This is a genomic window from Glaciihabitans sp. UYNi722 (genome assembly GCF_040549465.1).
Lineage (GTDB): Bacteria > Actinomycetota > Actinomycetes > Actinomycetales > Microbacteriaceae > Lacisediminihabitans.
On record NZ_JBEPTL010000009.1, the window covers coordinates 1 to 21,747 of the forward strand.

Genomic DNA, 21,747 nt, shown 5'->3' on the forward strand with positions numbered 1-21,747 from the left:
GGCGCGGCATCGCAACCAGATACGACAAACTCGCCCTCACCTACCGCGGCGGAGTCGTCCTTCGGGCCATCACAATCTGGCTCAAACCGTTAGGAGACACGCCCTAGGCCTGGCACTCGACCTTGGGGGCACCGTGCACCGCGGGGCATCTGGCGGTGCGGGCGAGATCGGCTACCTTCCCGTTCCCAAGACCGCATCCAGCATCGACGTCGACGCCACCGACCTCCAGGACCTCATCGGCGGTTCGACGGTCGTCGACATCGCGCACCGCCACGGTGTCGAGGGCACAGATGCGAGAAGCATCGCGGATGCCATGGTCGGCCACCCGGAGCGAGCCGAAGTGTTCGCAGAGCTCGCCCCGAGGATCGCGCACGGTGTCATCCCGGTGCTCGCCATCCTTGACCCAGAGGTCATCGTGCTCGGAGGCCCGATCGGGGCTGCGGGCGGCGACGCGCTCGCCTATCTTGTGCGCCGGGAGATCGAGCGCGACCACCTCTGGCGGCCTCGCGTCGCCGGATCCGCCGTCGAGGGTCATCCGGTTCTCCGAGGTGCGCGCGAGGTGCTCATGCACCGCCTGCGCGACCTCCTCTTCACTGAGATCGATTCGTTTTCCTAGTCGGCACCACTGCACCGCCTGAAGAGTTCCATCAGCACCATTCAGAACAGTGAGGTAGCACGTTGAACACCATCTCCCCAGGCGTCGTGTCACGGCCCTCGCCGCGATCACCACCGCCGCGGTCTTCACGCTGGCTGGCTGCAGCGGCGGCAACTCGAGCGACCAGACTGTTTCAACTCGTGGAACTTCGCCCAGAACGTCTTTGTCGAGGGAATCACACTAACCGGCGTCACAGGCTAGCCGGAGTAAAGGGAAACACATGAAATTGACAGTTGTCGGCGGAGGTTCGACCTACACGCCAGAACTCATCGACGGGTTTTCCCGGCTGCGCGAGCTGCTGCCGATCGAGGAGCTGTGGCTCGTCGACCCCGATCCGACGCGATTGGAACTGGTGTCTGGGGTGTCGCGGCGCATGTTCGCGCGCGCCGGGCATCCGGGAAAGATCGTGGCGACCTCGGATGTCGTGGCCGGTGTCGCGGACGCCGACGTCGTACTGTTGCAGCTTCGTGTCGGCGGCCAGGCCGCCCGTCACGGTGACGAGACCTGGCCCCATGAGGCGGGCGTGATCGGACAGGAGACGACGGGACCTGGCGGCTTCGCCAAGGCACTGCGCACGGTGCCCGTGGTGCTGGAGATCGCGGAACAGGTGCGCCGTCACGCCAAGCCGGACGCCTGGATCGTTGACTTCACCAACCCGGTCGGTATCGTCACCCGCGCGCTGCTCGAGGCCGGCCACCGCGCCGTCGGACTCTGCAACGTGGCGATCGGCTTCCAGCGTCGGTTCGCGAACCTGCTCGACGTGGACTTCCGCACCGTGCGACTCGATCATGTGGGTCTCAACCACCTGACCTGGGAGCGCGGGGTCACCGTCGATGGCCGCGACGTGTTGCCTGAGCTCCTCGGATCGCGCCTCGGCGAGTTGGCAGAAGAGGTGGAGCTCCCCGCATCCCTTCTCTCGATGCTCGGCTCCGTGCCGTCGTACTACCTTCGCTACTTCTACGACCACGACGAGGTGCTGCGTGAGCAGCTCGGCTCCCCCACCCGCGCGCAAGCCGTCATGGAGGTCGAGGCGGAGTTGCTCGAGCTCTACGCCGACCCGCACGTCGACACCAAGCCGGCCATCCTCGAGAAGCGCGGCGGTGCCTACTATTCCGAGGCCGCCGTCGACCTGATCGCCTCGCTCACCACCGATCGCGGCGACGTGCAGGTGGTGAACATCCGCAACAATGGGGCGATGCCGTTCCTGCCTGACGACCACGTGATCGAGGTACCGGCAACCGTCGGAGCTTCGGGGCTCACTGCGCTGCCGATTGCGCCGCTACCGGACGACCTGGCCGCCCTGATCGGTCACGTCGCGGGATACGAGCGGCTTGCCCTCGACGCGGCCGTCAACGGCGGGCGCGAGCGGGTGCTGCACGCGATGCTCGCGCATCCGCTGGTGCTGCAGTACGACCGTGCCGAGAAGCTCACCGACCTGCTGCTCGCCGAGAACAGCAAGCATCTCGCATGGGCACAGTGACCTCCGGCGGGATCGTCGCCGTCGACGGCGGTGGATCCAAGACGGATGCCGTGGCCGTCGACCTCGACGGCCACGTTCTCGCCCACGCCAGGGGCCCAGCCTCGAACCCGCAGACCCAGGGACTGGCGCCGGCCGTCGCCGTGGTGGATGCACTCATCGCCGAGGTACTGGAAGCTACCGCACGCCCTCTTGCCAAAGTCGGTGTCTTCCTGGCGGGGCTCGACCTCGAAGCTGAGGTCACGGCCTTCCGCGCTGCGGTGGCCGACCTGCCGTGGGCTTCGGCCGGCACTGTCGTCTTCGACAACGACATGCTGGCGCTCCTGCGCAGCGGTACGACAGAGGCCAATGCGGTCGCCGTCGTCTGCGGCACGGGCATCAATGCGATCGGGGTGCGAGCGGATGGCACGACAGCGCGTTTCCCCGCGGTCGGCCTAATCTCCGGCGACTGGGGCGGTGGATCGCAGCTCGGAGAGCAGGCGCTCTGGTACGCAGCACGCGCCGTGGACGGACGCGGCGATCCGACGGTGTTCACCGGCACCGTGCCCTCTCACTTCGACCTTCCCGACGTGCGGGCCGTGACCGAGGCATTCCACTTCGGGCGACTGCCGTATTCGGCGCTGGCCACACTCTCTCCGGTGGTGCTCGAGGCCGCTGACGGCGGAGACGCGGTGGCTCTCGGCATCCTGGATCGACAGGCGCAGGAGATCGTCGCGCTGGCACGAGCGGCAATCACCCGGCTCGACCTTCTCGACACCCCGGTTCCCGTGGTGCTCGGCGGCGGTGTTCTCGCGGCCGGCAACGCGCGTCTTCTCTCCCTGGTCGAAAACGGTCTCGCCGAGGTCGCACCGCTAGCGCACATCTCGCTCGTGCGCGAGCGGCCGATCGTGGGTGCCGCCCTGCTCACCCTCGAGGCCGCCGGAGCCAGCGCGGAGCACGAGGATGCCGCCCGCGCCGCGCTTGCAAGCACCTTCGCGCAGTTGGACGAAGTCCGGGCGTAGCTACAGGTACGGCTGCACGAGCTCTACGTAACGCCTCGCCATGGTCTCGACGACGGCGTCGCCGTCGGCCGCCCAGACCTCGGCGTTGAAGATCTCGACCTCGACATCGCCTGCGTAACCGGCGGCAGCGACTGCGGCCGTCAGCGAGGCGAAGTCGATGTGTCCATCGCCCACCATGCCGCGAGAGAGAAGCGTGTCGGCGGGCAGCGGGGTGATCCAGTCGCACAACTGGTAGCTGACGATCCGGCCTGCCGCACGCGCTATCTGGCCGAGTACATCCGGTTCCCACCAGACGTGGAAGGTGTCGACGACGACCCCGACATCCGCGGAATCGAACTGCTCTGCGATGGCGAGCGCCTGCTGCAGGGTGGAGACGACCCCGCGATCGGCGGCGAAGATCGGATGCATCGGCTCGATGCCGAGGGTGACACCGCGTTCTCGCGCATAGGGCACCAGGCGCGCGATCGCGTCGACGGCACGGGACCGGGCACCCGCGATGTCGCGGTCCCCATCCGGCAACCCTCCCGCCACGAGCACCAGCGTCTTCGCCCCGAGTAACTCTGTCTCGTCGATGGCCGCGCGATTGCTTTCGATGGCCGCGTCGATGGTGGCCGGATCGGTGAAGAACCCGCCGCGGCAGATCGACGAAACCCGTATCCCGGCCTCGGCGATGAGTCTCCTGCCAGCTTCGAGACCGTATTCCGCGAGTGGCTCGCGCCAGACGCCGATCGAGCCGAGGCCCGCCTTCACGGTGCCCGCAACGGCCTCGGGAAGTGACCAGTTGGCCGTGGTGCGCTGGTTGAGCGAGAGGCGCGCGAGGCGCGGATCACCAGGAGCCGGAGTCTCGACGCGTGCGGGTAGACCGCTCGGAACATCGACGGCGGTCATCGTTCCACTCCGGCCGTGCCGAGCAGCAGTCCGAGGCGTTTCGCCGCGAGATCGGGATTCACCAGCAACTGGGCATCGTTGGCCAGCGAGAAGGCCCTGGCAAGATGCACCACGCTGCGAGCGGACTGCAGGCCACCGACCATGGTGAACCCTGGCTGGTAGCCATTCAGCCAGGAGAGGAAGGCGATCCCCGTCTTGTAGTAGAAGGTGGGCTTCTCGAAGAGGTGCCGGGACAGCGCGAGGGTCGGCGCGAGCTCCGCGTCGTACCCGGCCAGGTCACCGGCGTCGAGGGCGGCGAGCGCCGCGGATGCCGCCGGCGCGATCGCCGCAAAGGCTCCGAGCAGCGCATCCGAATGATGGGTGTCGCCATCAGCCGTGTCGTCGCCGCGGATCAGCTCCGGATAGTTGAAATCGTCGCCGGTGTACATGCGCACGCCCTCGGGCAGCCGGGCACGCAGGCCGGTCTCGTGCTCCGCGGAGAGCAGGGAGACTTTGACCCCGTCGATCTTGTCGGCGTGAGCCGCGACCAGTTCGACGAAGGTATCGGTCGCTGCCGCGACATCCGTACTGCCCCAGTAGCCGGCGAGCTGCGGATCGAAGGCGTCGCCGAGCCAGTGCAGGATGACCGGCTCGCTCACCTGGGACAGGATCGACTCGTAGACGACGCGGTAGTCCTCTGCGCCGGCGGCGAGGGCCGCCAGGTGCCGTGAGGCCATGACGATCACCTGGGAACCGGTGGATTCGACGAAGGCGACCTGCTCGAGGTAGCAGTTCGTCACATCGTCGATGGTCGAGACAGAGGTCAGCTGGTCGGTGCCAGCGCCGCTCGCGATACGAGCGCCGAAGTCCCTGGCCTGGTCGGCGCTGCGGGAGACGAGCTCCTGCACGGCCGGCCAGTCGAGGCCCATGTTGCGCTGGGCGGTGTCCATCGCCTCGGCCACGCCGAGGCCGTACTCGAAGAGGCCGCGACGGAAAGCGAGGGTCGAATCCCAGTCGATCACGGCAGGAGCGCCCGGCACGTTCTCACCGCGCGGGTCGGCCACCACATGCGCCGCAGCGAAGGCGACGCGAGACGAATAGGGCTCTGGATGACGCACCCAGTCCCGCGCCGGCTTCAGCTCGATGCTCTCCCAGCCGGAGGCCGTCGGAATAGCGATGGTCATGGCTGGATCTCCACCCGGCGACCCTCATCGCTCGAGAGTAGTCCGGCTTCCACGAGCTGAAGCCCCCTGACACCGGCCATGAAGTCGTAGGCGTGCGGCCGACCGGCATCCACGTCTGTGATGAATTCCTCCCACTGCGAGCGGAAGCCGTTGTCGAACTCCTGGTTGTCGGGGATCTGCTTCCACTGGGCGCGGAAATCCTGGTCGGTCTTGAGGTCGGGGTTCCAGACCGGCTTGGGCGTGGAGACCCGGGGCTGAATGCGGCAGCCGAAGAGTCCGGCGACGGCAGAGCCGTGCGTACCGTCCACCTGGAACTCGACCAGTTCGCCGCGATCCACCCGCACGGCCCAACTCGAGTTGATCTGCGCGATGATGTCGCCCTCGAGCTCGAAGATGCCGTAGGCCGCGTCATCCGCCGTCGCCGTGTAGTGGTTGCCCTGCTCGTCCCAACGATCATGGATGTGGGTGACCGACTTGCTGGTCACCGCCCGCACTGTGCCGAAGAGGTTCTCGAGCACGTAGTTCCAGTGGCAGTACATGTCGAGGGTCATGCCGCCGCCGTCTTCCTTGCGATAGTTCCAGCTCGGACGCTGCGCGGGGATGAGGTCGCCCTCGAAGACCCAGTAGCCGAACTCGCCACGCACGCTGAGGATTCGGCCGAAGAAGCCAGAGTCGATGAGGCGCTTGAGTTTGAGTAGCCCCGGAAGATAGAGCTTGTCGTGCACGACGCCGTTGATGACGCCTGCCTCCTGGGCGGCGTGCGCGAGGTCGAGACCGTCCTGCACGGATTCGGCGATCGGCTTCTCTGTATAGACATGCTTGCCCGCGGCGACCGCCTTGAGGATGCCCTCCTTGCGGGCGCTGGTCAGTGCGGCGTCGAAGTAGATGGTCGCAGTGGTATCGGCGAGTGCGGCATCCAGATCAGTCGTGTATTGGGCGACATCGTGCAGTTGGGCGAGCTCCGCGATCTTCTCCGCATTGCGGCCGACCAGGATCGGCTCGACCTGGATGCGTGAGCCGTCGGGCATGAGAATGCCGCCGTCGGCCCTGATCGCAAGGATCGATCGCACGAGGTGCTGGCGGTAGCCCATGCGACCGGTGACGCCGTTCATGATGATTCGTACGGTGCGGGCGGCCATGGCGGTCCTCTTCGATTGGCGAGCAGATACACACACCCGTGGTGGCACGCGTTGCAGCACAGGCAAAAGCGTTTACGTAAGCGCTTACGTTAATCTATAGTGCGAGAAGACGATTCCGCAAGCGACTGGCGGTTCCGCGAGCAACGAGAGGGAAGCATGGCCGCGCGTGGCACGACCATCCGTCTCGCCGACGTCGCGGAGCGCGCGGGGGTGTCCCTCGCGACAGCATCGCGGTCTCTCACCGGGACCAGGGGTGTCTCGGTCACACTCGCGGAGCACGTGCGCGAGGTCGCTACCTCCATGGGTTACGTCACCAACATGCACGCCAGGTCGCTCGCCGGCGGAGGAGAATCCTCGATCGGCCTGATCGTGAGCGAGATCGGCGACCCGTACTTCGCCGAGATCGCGAGCGGGGTGATCGGGGTGGCGGCCGAACACCAGCGGATGGTGCAGATCAGCCATGCCGCCGATCCGGCGGCCGTGCTCGCCCAGATCCGTCTGCTGCGTGCCTACCGGGTGGGCGCGATCGTGCTCGCCGGGTCCGGTCACATCGACCCCACCATGGATGCGGCGGCGGACGCGGAGCTTGCAGCTTTCCAGGCATCCGGTGGCCGCGTCGCTGTTGTCGGCCGCCATCACATCGCCGCGGATGCCGTGCTGCCCGACAACGTCGCCGCCGGGCGATCGATCGGCCAACACCTGCTCGAACTCGGCCATCGTCGGGTAGCGCTGGTCGCCGGGCCTGCCACCCTGAACACCGTGGCCGACCGCCTTGCCGGACTGCGAGAGGTGCTTGGCGACGCCGTCGTCTCGGTGAGCCATCAGGCTTTCAGTAGGGCCGGAGGCACGACCGGGGCCGCCGAACTTCTCGCCCTCAATCGGAATGTCACTGCCATCGTCGGGCTGAGCGACGTGATGGCGATCGGCGTGCTCGCTACGCTCCGAGAGCGTGGCATCCGGGTGCCAGAAGACGTCTCCGTCGCCGGTTTCGACGATATTTCGGTCGCCGCCGACCTCTCCCCCGCGCTCACGACGGCACGGTTGCCAATGGCCGAGATCGGTACCGCCGCCCTGCGGCTGACTATGCTCGATCCTGCATCACGACCGCGTCGCAAAGCCTTCAGCCACGAACTCATCGTGCGCGAATCAACTGGCCCCCCACGCTAAGGAACCCATGAGCCCGTCCCTCGTCATCGCGCCGGACTCGTTCAAGGGATCGCTCGCGGCCCTGGATGTCGCAGCAGCACTCGCCGAGGGGTGGCGCTCGGTGCGCCCCGACGACGACATCACGCTGCTCCCCCAGGCCGACGGCGGCGAGGGCACTCTCGACGCGATCGAGGCAGCCGTGCCGGAGGCGATCCGCCACGAGGTCGGACCGGTCAGCGGCCCCGACGGGAAACCGACTTCCGGTGTCTGGCTCGAGCTGCCAGGGCGCATCGCCGTCGTCGAACTCGCGCAGATGTCTGGGCTGCCGATGATGGACACCCTCGACCCGCTCGGCGCCAGCACCTACGGACTCGGCGAGGTCATCCGCGCCGCTGTGGAATCCGGCGCGCAGAGGGTCGTCATCGGGCTGGGCGGTTCGGCGTCGACCGACGGCGGAGCGGGCGCACTCGCTGCACTGGGACTCCGACAGGCGGACGGGTCGGAGCTTCCTCTCGGAGGTGCCGCGCTGCGCACCATCGGCGGCCTCGACCGGAGCGACCTGCTCGCCGCGCCAGCCGGAGGAGTCGTGCTGCTCAGCGACGTCGACGCTCCCCTGCTCGGTCCGTCGGGGGCTGCCGCGGTGTTCGGCCCGCAGAAGGGTGCCACGCCCCAACAGGTCGAGCAGCTCGATGCCGCTCTCACGCACTTCGCGTCCCTGCTCGGTGACGGGGCGGAGGTGCCGGGTTCTGGCGCGGCCGGCGGCGCCGGCTACGGATTCATCGCCGCCTGGGGCGCCGAGGTGGAACCCGGCGCGGACTACCTGGCCGAGCTCAGCGGGCTGCCAGGGGCGATCGCGTCGGCGGATTTGCTGCTCACCGGCGAAGGACGCTTCGATGCGACCTCCGGCACCGGCAAACTCGTCGGGCAGCTGATCGGCCTCGCCGAGAGGCATGACGCACGCATCGGCATCGTCGCGGGGCAGGTCACCGCCCAGCCGGTCTCGTCCGACGGAACGCCGCTCTGGTCCGCCGCGCTGGTCGACCTGGCCGGATCCGTGGGTGCCGCGATAGCCGAACCCGCGCGCTGGTTACGCGAGGCGGGGGCCGCCGCCGCCCGCGCGCTGGGCGAGTAGCGGCATCCGAACCACTCCGCGACGGCTCCACTGCGACTGTTCCCTTGTGCGACTTCTGTTCGTCGTCGAGCGGGAACAGAAGTCGCACAAGGGAACAGTCGCCGGCCAAACACAGCCGGGGCTACTCCCCCGAGTGTGAGTCGAGGAAGGCGTACAACTCTGTGTCGTCTACGCCGGGGAACGTGCCGGAGGGCAGCGGCGACAGGATGTGGGCATGCAGCTTGGCGCTTGCCCATGCCTTGTGGGTCCAGCGGTCCGACAGCTCGCCGGCCGGCCGGCGGCAGCAGCTCTCGTCGGGGCAGCGTGAGGTCGCCCTGTTGGTGGTCTCCCTGCCGCGGAACCATTTCGCGTCGGCGAACGGCACGCCGAAGGTGATGGAGAACTCCTCGCTCGACGCGTTTCCGGTCTGGGTGGAACACCAGTAGGTGCCCGTCGGGGTGTCGGTGTATTGGTAGAACTCGGTGGTGCGATTCGAGCGGGTAAAAGCGTTGCGCGCGCTCCAGTGCCGGCAGACCAGCTGCCCTTCCGTTGACCCGGTGACGTCGGTGGGCAACTGCAGGCCGTCGTTCTCGTAGCCTTTGTAGAGGGCGCCGTCCTCACCCACTCGCAGAAAGTGCACTGTCATGCCGAGGTGTGACGTCGCGAGGTTGGTGAAGCGCAGGGCCGCGGCCTCGTGGGTCACCCCGAATGCATCTCTGAAGTCCTCGACGGCGAGGTTGCGGTCGGACTTGGCCGCCGTGAGGAAGTCGACCGACTGCCTGAGTGGCATGAGGCAGGCTGCGGCGTAGTAGTTGATCTCGAGGCGCTGGCGCAGGAATTCCGCATAGCTCTCCGGTTCCTTGTGGCCGAGCAGGCGGTGGGCGAGCGCCTGCAGCGCCATCGATCGTAAACCGTGGCCACCCGGAATGGAGGATGGCGGCAGGTAGATGCGTCCGTTCTCGAGGTCGGTCACCGAGCGGGTCGAGTGTGGAAGGTCGTTCACGAAGATCAGTTCGAATCCGAGCTTCTGCGCCATCCTGTTGACCGAGCGGTGCGTGAGGGCGCCATTGACGTGGCCGACGCCGCGCACGGTCTCCTCCGCAAGCTCCTCGATCTCCGGCATGTAGTTGTCTTTGGTGCGCATGTACTGGCGAAGCTCCGTGTTGGCGCGCCTCGCCTCCTCCGGCGTCGCGATCGCCTCGCGAGCACGACGCGCGAGCTCCCGGTGCAGGCCGACCAAGGATTCGAGAGTGTCCTCCGGAATGGTGCGTGATGGCCGGATGGCCGGCAGGCCGAGGCCCTGGTAGACCGCTGCTTTCTGCATCCGGTCGAGTTCGATTTCGAGTGCGGCCCGTGGTGTGGGCGGCTGCTCGTCGAGCAACTCCGACACCTGCACACCGACAGTACTCGCGATCCCCTGCAGCAGCGAGAGCCGCGGTTCGCGCCGTCCGTTCTCCATCAGCGAGAGCTGGCTGCCTGCGATCCCGACCGCGGCGCCGAGCTGGTCGAGGGTGATACCCGCGACGTTGCGGTAGTGGCGGATGCGCTGGCCAAGAGTGGCGAGATCGGTCATGTATTTGACACTAGTGAAAGATCAGCCATTTTTTCCACCCAACCGTCAAACAAATTCGGTCAGATCACGGCAATGCTGGAGTCAAGCGGCAGTTTTTCCCACTCGAGGACGGATGAACCATGACTATCACCCCCACGCGAACCACCTCCTCGGCTCCGGCACCTGCTCCGACAGGCGGCAATGTACCGGACGGAGCCGATCCACGTGTCACGGACTGGGTGGAGTCGATCGCTCGACAGACCACTCCGGACAAGATCGTCTGGTGCGACGGATCGCCGTCCGAATACGACAGACTCACCCGCCAGATGGTGGAGAGCGACACCCTCATCCGCCTCAATCCGGAGCACCGCCCCTACAGCTTTCTGGCCCGTAGCGACAGCAGCGACGTCGCCAGGGTCGAGGCCCGCACCTTCATCTGCTCGATCAATGAGGACGATGCCGGGCCGACCAACAACTGGCGCGATCCCATCGAGATGCGCTCCACCCTCGGTGAGCTCTTCGCGGGCAGCATGCGCGGGCGCACCATGTACGTCATCCCCTTCTCGATGGGCCCGCTCGGTAGCCCCATGTCGAAGCTGGGCGTGCAGGTGACCGACTCGCCATACGTCGTCGCGAACATGACCACCATGACGCGAATGGGAACGGATGCCCTGCGCCTCATCACGGCGGACACCGAATGGGTCCCGGCCGTCCACAGCGTGGGGGCACCGTTGATGGACGGCGTGAAGGACGTGCCGTGGCCGTGCAGCGACACGAAGTACATCTCGCACTTTCCGGAGACGAGGGAGATCTGGTCTTTCGGTTCGGCCTACGGTGGCAATGCGCTGCTGGCCAAGAAGTCTTTCGCGCTACGCATCGCATCGGTCATCGCTCGCGACGAAGGCTGGCTCGCCGAGCACATGCTTATCCTCAAGGTCACCAATCCGCGCGGACGCGTCTTCCACCTGGCCGCTGCATTCCCCTCCGCCTGCGGTAAGACCAACCTCGCCATGCTCAGGCCTTCGATTCCTGGCTGGACAGTCGAGACGATCGGTGACGACATCGCCTGGCTGAAACCTGGGGCCGACGGACGCCTCCGCGCGATCAATCCGGAGGCGGGGTTCTTCGGAGTGGCGCCCGGCACGGGTCCCGCGACGAATGCCACGGCCATCGAGACGCTCTGGGGCAACACCATCTTCACCAATGTGGCGCTGCGCGACGACGGCGACGTGTGGTGGGAGGGCCTCAGTGACACGGCGCCCGACCATCTCGTCGACTGGGAGGGGAACGACTGGACGCCGGCATCCGGCTCCCCCGCCGCCCACCCCAACTCGCGATTCACCGTGGCCGCCAGCCAGTGCCCGACCATCGCAAGTGAATGGGACGACCCGAACGGCGTGGTGATCGACGCCATCATCTTCGGTGGCCGCCGTGCTCACAACGTGCCGCTCGTCGTCGAGGCCAGAAACTGGGAGCACGGCGTCTTCATCGGCGCGACAGTCTCCTCCGAGCGCACCGCGGCCGCTGAGGGAACGGTGGGCGAGCTGCGCCGCGACCCCTTCGCAATGATGCCGTTCTGCGGCTACAACATGGCCGACCACTGGTCGCACTGGCTCTCCATCGGCCGCAAACTCGGTAATCTCGGTACGGCCCCGCGCATCTTCCAGGTGAACTGGTTCCGCAAAGACGACGACGGATCGTTCCTCTGGCCGGGGTTCTCCGAGAATTCGCGGGTTCTCGAGTGGATCCTCGACAGGGTGGACGGTCGGGCACGCGGGGTCGATACGCCACTCGGCTGGAAGCCCGCAGATGACGGCATCAACCTCGAAGGACTGCAGATCACCACGCGTAAGCGGGAGAAACTCTTCGAGGTCGATCCGGACGCCTGGCTGGCAGAACTCGAATCGACCGAGACCTTCTTCGGTGGCTTCGGCGAGAAGCTCCCTGCCGAGCTCTCCACCCAGCTGGCCGACATCCGTCGTCGCCTTAAGCTCTCGATCGAGAACTAGTCCACAGCCAGACACAACGTTTCGCCACCGCCGTGCGTCTTAGAGGATAGAAAGAAGAACGCACGAGGGGAATCCATTGGCGGCGCAGGCGACAGCACGGCAGGACGGCGAGAGCTGGCAGGCGGTTGTCACCGCGCTCGTCGAAGAGCGCGGTGACTCCCTCGTGCGCTACGCCCGGCTGCTCTGCGGGAGCGCGGATGACGCGGCCGACCTCGTGCAGGACGCCCTGGTCAAGACCTTCGGTCGCCTTCGTAACGGCTTCACCGTCACGAGCGGGGAAGCGTATGTGCGCCGGGCGATCCTCAACAGCTACCTGGACGGTGGACGCAGGTCGAGCCGCTGGCGCCGGATCGCGCACCTCGTGGTGGTTCCAGAGACCGAGGATTCGGCGGTTTCTGCCACGGACGGCCGCCTCGACCTCCGCGAAGAGCTCAAGAAGCTGACGCCGAGGGAACGCGCCTGTCTCGTGCTGCGCTACTACGAAGATCTCAAAGTCGACGACGTCGCCGACGCCCTCGGCATCAGTGCGGGCGCCGTCAAACGCTACCTGAGCGACGGGCTGGCGAAGATGGCGGTCGCACTCGCGCCCGACAACGACACCGATCCAAAGGAATCCCCCCATGTCCATCGAATCTGAATTCAAACGACTGGCCGAGGCCGAAGTCTCCGGCGAGCATGGCATCGATCTCGCGAAGGTGATCCGCCGCAGCCGACGTCGCCATCTGGGCAACCAGGTGGCTGTCGGCGGGGTCACGACCCTGGCCGTTGCGGGAATCGGCGTCGCCGGTGTGTTCGGCGTCCGCGGGCTCGGACAGCAGTCGATGTCCGCCGGCCCCGCAGCCTCGTCGGCCGGGCCGATGAAGGCGTCGGATTCTCCGTTGGATGGGCAGAAGCGCGCGCCGGCAGAGAAGATCAACCTCTGTGGTGGCGAACTCGCGCAGATTGCACCGAACCCTCAGGGGCTGTCGCTGACGGCCGACTTCCCCGCCGCATCGGCATCCGATTCCAGCATCCAGGGAATCGTCACTCTCACCAACTCCGGCAGCGAGCGGATCGTCGGTACGACAGCCGCGATACCCGCGATCACCCTGTCGAAGGGCGGTGTCACGCTGTGGCATAGCAACGGCCCGATGATCATGATGGCGGTGACGGTGGATCTCGCGCCTGGAGCGTCGATGACCTACCAGGCGTCTGTGACCCCGGTGGCCTGTGGCGCGGAGGACGAGACCGGCGACGGCTTCCGGGCTGATCTTCCCCACGTGGAACCCGGCGAGTACCAGGTCTCGGCGGCGATCGATCTCACGCGCGAGAATGCGGACGGCAGCTTCGCGTCGAACGATCTCGTGAGCGGCCCGGTGGCGCCTCTGAAACTCGGTTGACAAAGCCATCGTTGAGCGGCACTCCCCTCTCGACACCCTGAGTCGCTAGAATCCGAGGACTACCGGAGTGGTCAAGGGAGTCTGCAATTCGTAACTCAGCAGCCGCACATATCCGTGCCGTACTAGCGACGGCTGCCGTAGCCGGCATCCTCGCCCTGATGGCGCCATCAGCCGCTCTCGCCGAGCCGCCGGTCGATCTGAACGGCGCCTATGTGCTGGACAACTCGAATGTGCTCGGGTCGCAGAAGAGTGCGGTCACCAGCGCGGTCAACAAGCTCTACGACGACACGAAGCTCCAGCTCTTCGTGGTCTACGTCGACAGCTTCACCGGTGTGACCGACCCACAGGACTGGGCGAACGAGACAGCGACCAAGAACGGACTCGGGGCGAACGACATCCTGCTCGCCGTGGCGACCAAGGATCGCAACTACACGGTCTCCTACGCGAATGACACCCAACTCAGCACCGGCCAGAGACAGGATGTCGAACAGAACGACATCGTGCCGGCGCTCCGTGACAACAAGTGGGCCGATGCCGCCATCGCTGCGGCTCGCGGCTACGACAGTGCGGCCAACGGGGGTGGATTCTCCGTCGCACCCGTGCTGATCGGCATCCTGGTGATCCTGGTGATCGCCGTGGTTATCTTCCTGGTGGTGCGTTCGCGCCGCAAGAAGACCGGTGGTTCAGGCGCGACCGCCCCCGAGAAGTTGACCCAGGAACAGCTCGACCAGCGAGCCGGAAGCCTGCTGGTACAGCTCGATGACTCGCTCAAGACCAGCGAGCAGGAACTCGGTTTTGCAATCGCCCAGTTCGGCACGGAGTCGACGACGCCGTTCAGCACGACGCTCGCCACGGCCAAGGCGCAGGTCGCCGAAGCGTTCCAGCTGAGGCAGAAACTCGACGACGCAATCCCGGAGACGCCGGAAGAGAAGCGTGCGATGACGATCAGGATCATCGAGCTGTGCGAGGCCGCCGACAAGGGTCTCGACGAGCAGGCCGACGCTTTCGACGACCTGCGAGAGCTCGAGAAGACGGCACCACAGGCGCTCGTGACCGTCGTCTCGGATGCTGAGGCAGTGAAGGCGCGGCTAGCCGCGGCCAAGCAGACCATCGCCGGCCTGCAGTCGTCGTATTCGGCATCCGCCATCTCCTCGGTCGCCGAGAACGCCGATCAGGCGGAGAAGCTTCTCGCCTTCGTCGGAGCCGCCGGCGGCACCGCCGATGCCGCCATCACAAGTGGCGAGTCCGGCACCGCCGCGATCAACGTGAGGGCGGCGCAGGCGAGCATCGCTCAGGCAGGGCAACTACTCGACGCCATCGACTCGGTCGCTGCGAACCTCTCCAAGGCGGGTGTTGAGCTGGACGCCGCCGTGGCCGACACGCGACAGGACCTCGCGGCGGCCAAGGCACTGCCGGCCGGTGCGTCGGCAGAACTGGCGCCCACGATCGCCGCCGCGGAGTCCGCGCTGGCCGCGGCCACGAATACGACGGACGGCGGCGATCCGCTGGCCAGGCTCGCCCACCTCAGTGAGGCCAACACCAGGCTCGACAGCGTGCTGGATGACGCGCGCGATGAGCAAGAGAAGGTGCGGGTCGCGACATCCCAGCTGCACGGCGCGATCAGCGCCGCCAGCAGCCAAATCTCGGCCGCCAACGATTTCATCACCACCCGTCGTGGCGGCGTCGGAAGAGAAGCCCGCACGCGAGTCTCCGAGGCGACCCGTCATCTGGAGCTGGCCGTGTCACTAGCCAGTAGCGATCCCGTGCAGGCGCTCACCGAGGCCAACGCCGCGCAGACGCTCTCCGCTCAGGCACTCTCCGCTGCACAGAACGACGTGCAGGGCTTCGGCGGCGGAGGTGGCGGCATCGGCGGAGGCGGCGGCATGGATGGCATCGGAAGCGCCGTACTCGGCGGCCTGATCGGCGGCCTCCTCAGCGGTGGAGGCGGCCGCAGCAGCGGGGGTCTCTTCGGAGGCGGGGGCGGCGGATTCGGCGGCGGAGGTTTCGGCGGCAGTTCCCGCGGAGGCGGCTCATCGGGCGGCGGCGGCCGCACCAGCAGCGGCGGCAGGTTCTAGTTTTCTCATCAGTCAGGTTCCACAACGGAAGGAAGAACAATGGCAAAGCAGTCAATCCTCGGGCGGATCGCGCAGATGGCGAAGGCCAACATCAATTCACTCCTCGACTCGGCCGAGGACCCGAAGATGATGCTCGACCAGATGGTTCGTGACTACACGAACAGCATCGCCGAGGCGGAGAGTGCAGTGGCGCAGACAATCGGCAACCTGCGCCTGCTCGAACAGGACCACACGGAAGATGTTGCCAACGCCTCGGACTGGGGCAACAAGGCACTCGCCGCGAGCCGTAAAGGCGACGAGCTGCGAGCCGCGGGCAACACCGCCGACGCCGACAAGTTCGACAACCTCGCCAAGGTCGCCATCGGTCGCCAGATCGCCTCCGAGAAGGAGGCGAAAGAGGCCGAGCCGACCATTGCCTCGCAGACCGGTGTGGTCGACCAGCTGAAGAAAGGGCTCGACTCCATGCGCACCAAGCTGGCGCAGCTCTCATCGAAGCGTGACGAGCTCATCGCTCGCTCGAAGACTGCGGATGCCCAGAAGCAGGTGCAGGATGCCGTCAAGACGATCGACCTCACCGATCCGACCAGCGAGATCAGCCGCTTCGAAGACAAGATCCGGCGTCAGGAGGCCACGGTTCTGGGGCAGCAGGAGCTCGCGGCATCCAGCCTCGACGCCCAGTTCGAGCAGTTGGATGCCTCGGATAACGCCGTGGAGCTCGACGCGCGCCTCGCCGCCCTGAAGATGGGCGCTCCCACCCCGCCGGCGATCAACCAGTAACTCCCACCCAAATCACAGCAGGGATTCGGAACATCCGAGGCCCCGTTGTCGTTAGGTCAGCCATGACAACTATCGGAATCATCGGTGCAGGACACATTGGCAGCCAGGTCGCACGCAAAGCGATCGAAAACGGATACGACGTGGTGATCAGCAATTCGCGCGGGCCCGAGACCCTCGCGGACCTGGTGACCGAGTTCGGCCCGAAGGCCAGGGCGGCGACCGCCATCGAGGCCGCTCAGGCTGCCGACGTTGCTGTTGTCACTGTGCCGTTCAAGGCCTTCGACACGATCCCCGTTGAACCTCTGGCCGGCAAAATCGTGATCGACACCAACAACTACTACTTCGAACGTGACGGCCACTACGAGGATCTCGACAACGGCACCGCGACCGTTTCGGGCAAGCTGCAAGGCCACCTGCCGACCTCGAAGGTAGCGAAGGGCTTCAATCACATCCAGTCCGGCGATATCACCGACGATGGCCATCCAGCGGGAGATCCCCGCCGCCGCGCACTCGCCACCGCCTCGGACAGCGACGAAGCGGCCGCGTACGTGACCAAGCTCTACGACGAGTTCGGCTTCGACACCGTGAACATCGGTCCGCTCTCCGAGAGCTGGCGGGTCGAGCGCGACCGCCCGGCCTATGGGATACGTCAGAACGTTGCGGAGCTTGAGGCCAACCTGGCGAAGGCGCCGCGCACCATCTGAGTCACCTCGACCTCCGGTGGCGGCCATAATTGACCTGTGGCTGCCACCTTTCTCGTCGTTCCCCAATGGCAGGGCTCCGGCTCCTCTCGTGCGATGCGCCTCGTCGACGGAGCGGAGGCTATTCGCGGCGACCTTCCCAGCGTCGCGACCGTGACCGTTGACGTGCCTCTCGGTGCGGGAAGCGACGAGGGAACCACCGTACAGCGGCTGAGTTCGCTGCAAACGGTGCGTGACGCGCAACTGGCTGCTCTCGCGACCGCCTCCGGGCTCGCGGTGACCATCGGCGGGGATTGCGGCGTGGAACTGGCCGCGATCGAACACGCGAATCTCTCCCAGGACGCCATGGCTGTGCTCTGGTTCGATGCCCACCCCGACATGAATACACCGGAGTCGTCACCGTCCGGCGCCTTCACCGGCATGGTCCTGCGCACCCTGATCGGCGAGGGAACCCCAACCCTGGTGCCGGCGAAGCCCCTGGAGCCGTCGCGCACGATCCTCGTTGGCATCCGCAATACCGACGATGGCGAAAACGAGTACCTGGAGTCAAGCGCGGTTCGTGCGCTCGACGCACAGGACGTGAGTGCGAAATCGATCGGCGAGGTGCTGGCGTCGAGCGGGGCGACATCCGTCTACGTGCATATCGACCTGGATGTGCTCGACCCCTCGGAGTTCGACGGCGTCGGCGACCCGATGCCCTTCGGCCTTCCGCTGGCAACCCTCCTCGAGGCCATCGCTGCCGCCAAAGCCGCGCTACCGCTCGCGGGGGCGGGAATCACCGGTTTCGCTCCTGCGTCACCCGCGGCCGCCGGCGACGACCTCGGCAGCATCCTGCGCATCATCGGCGCGCTGAGTAGCTGAACCCGCGCAGCTGAAACCGCCGAGGTTTCGCCGGCGGCGTGGTCGTAGCATGGAGACGTCCCCGACCGCCAGGAAAGGCCAGCGTTGACCAATACCGAAGCATCTCCCAGCCCGCGAGTCACCGTCGAGCGTGACGGGCACGTGCTGCTTATCGGTCTCAACCGCGCAGAGAAGCGCAACGCCGCTGACTTCCGGATGCTGCAGGAGCTCTCGCTCGCATACGGGGAGCTCGAACGCGACCCCGAACTGCGTGTGGGATTCGTCTTCGCCCACGGCGACCACTTCACAGGCGGACTCGACCTCGCCGACGTCGGCCCGCGGATCGGCCCCGAAGGTCTGGAGATCGCGCCGGAGGACGGAATCAACCCGTGGCAGGTCTCCGGCACACAACTCAGCAAGCCAGTGGTCATCGCGGTGCATGGCACCTGCCTTACCCTCGGCATCGAACTGATCCTCGCCAGCGATATCGCCGTCGCTGCGGAGTCGACGACCTTCGGGCAGATCGAGGTTGCTCGCGGCATCCTACCGTTCGGCGGCGCGACCATCCGCTTTCCCCGCGCTGTCGGCTGGGGCAATGCCATGCGCTGGATCCTCACCGGCGACAGCTTCGATGCTACGGAAGCGCATCGCATCGGTCTCGTGCAGGAGGTCGTCACGGATGGCGCTCAGTACGAACGAGGTCTTGAGCTCGCGCACCGGGTTGCCTCCCAGGCGCCGCTCGCCGTGCAAGCGGCACTCGCCAACGCGCGCCTCGCCGTACGAGACGGCGACCAGGCCGCGGAAGCATCGTTGCAGCCCAATCTGGTGGCGCTCGCCTCGAGTGAAGATGCCCGGATCGGCATGGAATCCTTCATCAGCCGCCAGCCGGCGACGTTCGTCGGCCGCTGATGCCTGAGGGGGCACGAATGGTCCGTCCGACGCGCAACAGCCAGCCGTTTGCGTCCCCCGAGTTCGAGAACCGTATGCACAACAACGAGGAGCAGAGATGACCGAGACAACCTACGACCTCATCGTTATCGGCGCAGGTGCGGTGGGCGAGAACATCGCCGACCGGGCGGTGCAAGGAGGCCTCACTGCGCTGCTGGTCGAGAGTGAACTGGTCGGCGGCGAGTGTTCATACTGGGCCTGCATGCCCTCCAAGGCACTGCTGCGCAGCGGAATAGCCCTGCGGGCCGCGAAAGCCGTCGGCGGTGCACGCGAGGCTGTCACCGGAGACCTGGATGTCGCAGCCACCTTCAAGCGCCGCGACGGGTTCACCAGCGACTGGGACGACCAGGGCCAGGTCGACTGGGTGAAGGGTGCGGGCATCGACCTGGTTCGCGGTCACGCCCGTATCACCGGCGAGAAACAGCTCACCGTCGACGACACCGTCTACACGGCGCGTCACGCCATCGCAGTGAGTGTCGGATCCGACCCGCTGCTGCCCGACATCCGGGGCCTCAAGGATGTGAGTCCGTGGACCAGTCGGCACGCGACATCCGCCAAGGTCGCGCCGAAGAGCCTGGCGATCATCGGCGGTGGAGTGGTCGGCGTCGAGATGGCCACGGCTTACGCCAGCTTCGGTACGGCGGTCACCGTGCTCGCTCGCACCGCGTTGCTCGGCAACCAGGAACCGTTCGCCGGCGAGGCCGTGACCGCCTCGCTGGAGAAGCTCGGCGCCACGGTGAAGGTCGGCGTCTCGGCCACTTCCGCGAAGCGCACGGATGCCGGCGTCGAACTGCAACTCGACGATGGCTCCACCCTCACGGCTGAGGAGGTGCTGGTCGCAACGGGGCGGGTTCCGCGCACGTCGGACCTCGGCTTCGACGCGATCGGCCTCACCCCCGGTGACTGGCTCGATGTCGACGACACTCTCCTCGTAAAGGGCTTCGACTGGCTCTACGCCTGCGGCGACGTCAACCACCGAGCCCTGCTCACCCACCAGGGCAAATACCAGGCCCGCGCCGCTGGCGACGTTATTGTCGCCCGTGCGCTCGGCAAGCCGGTCTCCGACGGCAAGTGGGGCACGCACGTGGCGACCGCCGACCACGAGGTGGTTCCGCAGGTCACCTTCAGCGATCCGGAGGTGGCATCCGTCGGACTGACCGCCGCCGCCGCGCAGAAGGCGGGCTACGAGACCCGCGTCATCGACTACAACCTCGGCTGGGTCGCCGGTGCCGGGCTGCAGGCGGACGGCTACGAAGGTCAGGCCCGCATGATCGTCGACGAGAAGCGCACGGTGATCCTCGGGGTCACCTTCGTCGGCCAGGATGTGTCGGAACTCATCCATGCGGCCACCACCGCCATCGTCGGCGAGGTGCCGTTGGACAGGCTCTGGCACGCCGTGCCCGCCTACCCGACGATGAACGAGATATGGCTACGCCTGCTGGAGACCTACGGCCGCCCGGATTAGCCCGCGTGCGCTGTCGTTTCGGCCTAATGCTGGCGCAATTACGACAGCGGTACGCCGAAACAACAGCGCAACCGACGGTTGAGCGCAACCACTACAGGCCCGCGTACACCCCGAGCAGCGCCGTCGCGGTAGCCGCCCAGGTGTAGCCCTCTGCGTAATGCCGCGCCGTGGCCGAGAACTGTTCGAGCCGCGCGCTGTCGTCGAGCATCTCGGTGATGGAGCGTGCCCAGGCCCGCGGATCACGCGAATCGACGAGCTGGCCTGAGACGCCGGCCGACACCGACTCCACGAGCCCGCCCCCGCGGAATGCTACAACCGGTGTTCCGCTGGATGCCGACTCGAGAGCAACGAGACCGAAGGTCTCGGAATGTGAAGGCACGAGCGTCACTGTCGCCGCCGCCAGCAGGTCGGCGAGCCGTTCGCGAGACAGGGCACCGACGAAGCGAACATCGGCAAAGACCCCGAGCTCGGTGGCGGTCGTGCGCAACGACACGGCGTACTGGTCCTCGCCCGGTGTGGCCTCGCCCGCGATGACGAGCACTGGTGCCCACCCGCGCAGGGCGTGCAACTCGGCGAGCGCACGAATGGCAAGCTCCTGGTCCTTGAGGGGCTGGATCCGGCCGACGACGGCGAGGATGGGGCGTCCAGGGGCTATCGCGAGTTCGTCGCGCAAACGAGCGCCAGCGGCATCCGCTCGCCTCGGGGTGAAGAGGTCGACGTCGACGCCGGGCGGGATCACCCAGATGCGATCGGCCGGAGCGCGCACCTCGTCGATGAGCATGCCCACCTCGGCCGCCGACCCCGCCACCATCGCGCTGGCCTGGTTGGCGAGGTACATTTCGGTGCGAACGCGCTGCTCGGGCTCCGGCGCCTGGCCGGGAGCCAGTGCGCTGTTCTTCATCGCCGCCACGGTGTGGAAACTCTGCACGAAAGGCAGTCCGAGTTCGAGGGCGACAGGAAGGGTAGACAGGCCGCTCAGCCAGTAGTGGGCGTGGATGAGTCCGTAGCGCGGGTGCAGGCGTCCGGCGAGATTTGCCACCGCTTCACCGAACTCGTCGGCGACCTCGAAAAGGCGCTCCTTCTCAAGAATCCCCGGTGGGCCGGCCGCCAGTTCGTGCAGCGTCACGCCATCACCGATCTCCCGCATGCCGGGTGCACCGGTGGCTCGCGTCAGCAGGTCGACCTCGACGCCGCGCTTGGCCACCTCGGCGGCCATCGACAGCAGAGAGACGTTCATGCCGCCGGAATCCCCCGTGCCGGGTGCGGCGAGCGGCGAGGTGTGCATGGACACCATCGCAACTCGCTCCAGCGCACTCGCCATGCTGCCACTGTATTGGCACATCCCCTGCGGCCGCTGAGCGCTCCCCACTCGAGGCCGTGTTCGTCAGGTGGGTCCGCGATCGATTCCTGGGAAATCCGAC

At 66.7% G+C, this 21,747-nt stretch carries 19 protein-coding genes; 14 read left to right on the plus strand and 5 right to left on the minus strand.

Translation table 11 applies throughout. From position 1 onward, the window contains the following. The first annotated feature begins 109 nt into the window (after positions 1–109). The 3 genes from ABIB56_RS08275 to ABIB56_RS08285 all read left to right on the plus strand — a co-directional run bounded on the left by ABIB56_RS08275 (position 110) and on the right by ABIB56_RS08285 (position 3,133). Positions 110–616, plus strand: a complete 507-nt coding sequence (locus ABIB56_RS08275; protein WP_354568862.1) for an ROK family protein — start codon at positions 110–112, stop codon at positions 614–616. Between the two features lie 259 nt (positions 617–875). Next, complete coding sequence (locus tag ABIB56_RS08280) at positions 876–2,135, plus strand: 6-phospho-beta-glucosidase (protein WP_354568679.1); 1,260 nt, start codon at positions 876–878, stop codon at positions 2,133–2,135. Continuing rightward, on the plus strand, positions 2,123–3,133 hold the full coding sequence (locus tag ABIB56_RS08285) for an N-acetylglucosamine kinase (protein ID WP_354568680.1): 1,011 nt from the start codon (positions 2,123–2,125) through the stop codon (positions 3,131–3,133). Before ABIB56_RS08280 ends, ABIB56_RS08285 begins: the two co-directional genes overlap by 13 nt. On the opposite strand, the gene ABIB56_RS08290 is transcribed toward ABIB56_RS08285, so the two are convergent. The 3 genes from ABIB56_RS08290 to ABIB56_RS08300 are packed head-to-tail and all read right to left on the minus strand — an operon-like array spanning position 3,134 to position 6,323. After that, positions 3,134–4,021 carry a sugar phosphate isomerase/epimerase family protein gene (locus ABIB56_RS08290; protein ID WP_354568681.1) on the minus strand — a complete coding sequence of 296 codons (888 nt, stop codon included), beginning with the start codon at positions 4,019–4,021 and terminating at the stop codon, positions 3,134–3,136. It abuts the gene before it with no gap. Then, positions 4,018–5,184, minus strand: a complete 1,167-nt coding sequence (locus tag ABIB56_RS08295; protein ID WP_354568682.1) for a dihydrodipicolinate synthase family protein — start codon at positions 5,182–5,184, stop codon at positions 4,018–4,020. Before ABIB56_RS08295 ends, ABIB56_RS08290 begins: the two co-directional genes overlap by 4 nt. Continuing rightward, entirely contained in the window at positions 5,181–6,323 is a 1,143-nt protein-coding gene (locus ABIB56_RS08300; protein WP_354568684.1) for a Gfo/Idh/MocA family protein, read from the minus strand. The genes ABIB56_RS08295 and ABIB56_RS08300 overlap by 4 nt, the downstream gene beginning before the upstream one ends. A gap of 156 nt (positions 6,324–6,479) precedes the next feature. Between ABIB56_RS08300 and ABIB56_RS08305 the strand changes: the two genes are divergently transcribed. After that, positions 6,480–7,490 carry a LacI family DNA-binding transcriptional regulator gene (locus ABIB56_RS08305; RefSeq protein ID WP_354568685.1) on the plus strand — a complete coding sequence of 337 codons (1,011 nt, stop codon included), beginning with the start codon at positions 6,480–6,482 and terminating at the stop codon, positions 7,488–7,490. Positions 7,491–7,497: 7 nt separating this feature from the next. Then, complete coding sequence (locus ABIB56_RS08310; protein ID WP_354568686.1) at positions 7,498–8,601, plus strand: glycerate kinase family protein; 1,104 nt, start codon at positions 7,498–7,500, stop codon at positions 8,599–8,601. 121 nt (positions 8,602–8,722) lie between these two features. Here the strand turns inward: ABIB56_RS08310 and ABIB56_RS08315 are convergent, their stop codons facing one another. Further along, on the minus strand, positions 8,723–10,153 hold the full coding sequence (locus ABIB56_RS08315; RefSeq protein ID WP_354568687.1) for a helix-turn-helix domain-containing protein: 1,431 nt from the start codon (positions 10,151–10,153) through the stop codon (positions 8,723–8,725). A 119-nt stretch (positions 10,154–10,272) separates the two neighbouring features. On the opposite strand from ABIB56_RS08315, the gene ABIB56_RS08320 reads away from it, so the two are divergent. From ABIB56_RS08320 to ABIB56_RS08360, 9 genes are all read left to right on the plus strand, one after another. Continuing rightward, the gene (locus ABIB56_RS08320; RefSeq protein ID WP_354568688.1) at positions 10,273–12,141 is read left to right on the plus strand and encodes a phosphoenolpyruvate carboxykinase (GTP); all 1,869 of its coding nucleotides are present in this window, start codon (positions 10,273–10,275) and stop codon (positions 12,139–12,141) included. A 76-nt stretch (positions 12,142–12,217) separates the two neighbouring features. Continuing rightward, positions 12,218–12,778, plus strand: coding sequence for a sigma-70 family RNA polymerase sigma factor (locus ABIB56_RS08325; protein WP_354568689.1), 561 nt, complete (start codon positions 12,218–12,220; stop codon positions 12,776–12,778). Further along, the gene (locus ABIB56_RS08330; RefSeq protein ID WP_354568690.1) at positions 12,762–13,520 is read left to right on the plus strand and encodes a hypothetical protein; all 759 of its coding nucleotides are present in this window, start codon (positions 12,762–12,764) and stop codon (positions 13,518–13,520) included. The genes ABIB56_RS08325 and ABIB56_RS08330 overlap by 17 nt, the downstream gene beginning before the upstream one ends. A gap of 158 nt (positions 13,521–13,678) precedes the next feature. Next, entirely contained in the window at positions 13,679–15,595 is a 1,917-nt protein-coding gene (locus ABIB56_RS08335; RefSeq protein ID WP_354568691.1) for a TPM domain-containing protein, read from the plus strand. A gap of 39 nt (positions 15,596–15,634) precedes the next feature. Beyond that, positions 15,635–16,372, plus strand: a complete 738-nt coding sequence (locus ABIB56_RS08340; RefSeq protein ID WP_354568692.1) for a PspA/IM30 family protein — start codon at positions 15,635–15,637, stop codon at positions 16,370–16,372. 62 nt (positions 16,373–16,434) lie between these two features. Then, positions 16,435–17,076, plus strand: a complete 642-nt coding sequence (locus ABIB56_RS08345) for an NADPH-dependent F420 reductase (RefSeq protein WP_354568694.1) — start codon at positions 16,435–16,437, stop codon at positions 17,074–17,076. A 36-nt stretch (positions 17,077–17,112) separates the two neighbouring features. After that, positions 17,113–17,934, plus strand: a complete 822-nt coding sequence (locus ABIB56_RS08350; protein WP_354568695.1) for an arginase family protein — start codon at positions 17,113–17,115, stop codon at positions 17,932–17,934. 84 nt (positions 17,935–18,018) lie between these two features. After that, on the plus strand, positions 18,019–18,822 hold the full coding sequence (locus ABIB56_RS08355) for a crotonase/enoyl-CoA hydratase family protein (protein ID WP_354568696.1): 804 nt from the start codon (positions 18,019–18,021) through the stop codon (positions 18,820–18,822). Between the two features lie 97 nt (positions 18,823–18,919). Further along, positions 18,920–20,326: a dihydrolipoyl dehydrogenase family protein gene (locus ABIB56_RS08360; protein ID WP_354568697.1), complete on the plus strand. Its 1,407-nt coding sequence runs from the start codon at positions 18,920–18,922 to the stop codon at positions 20,324–20,326. 91 nt (positions 20,327–20,417) lie between these two features. Here the strand turns inward: ABIB56_RS08360 and ABIB56_RS08365 are convergent, their stop codons facing one another. Beyond that, on the minus strand, positions 20,418–21,647 hold the full coding sequence (locus ABIB56_RS08365; RefSeq protein ID WP_354568699.1) for a glycosyltransferase: 1,230 nt from the start codon (positions 21,645–21,647) through the stop codon (positions 20,418–20,420). Between the last annotated feature and the right edge of the window lie 100 nt (positions 21,648–21,747).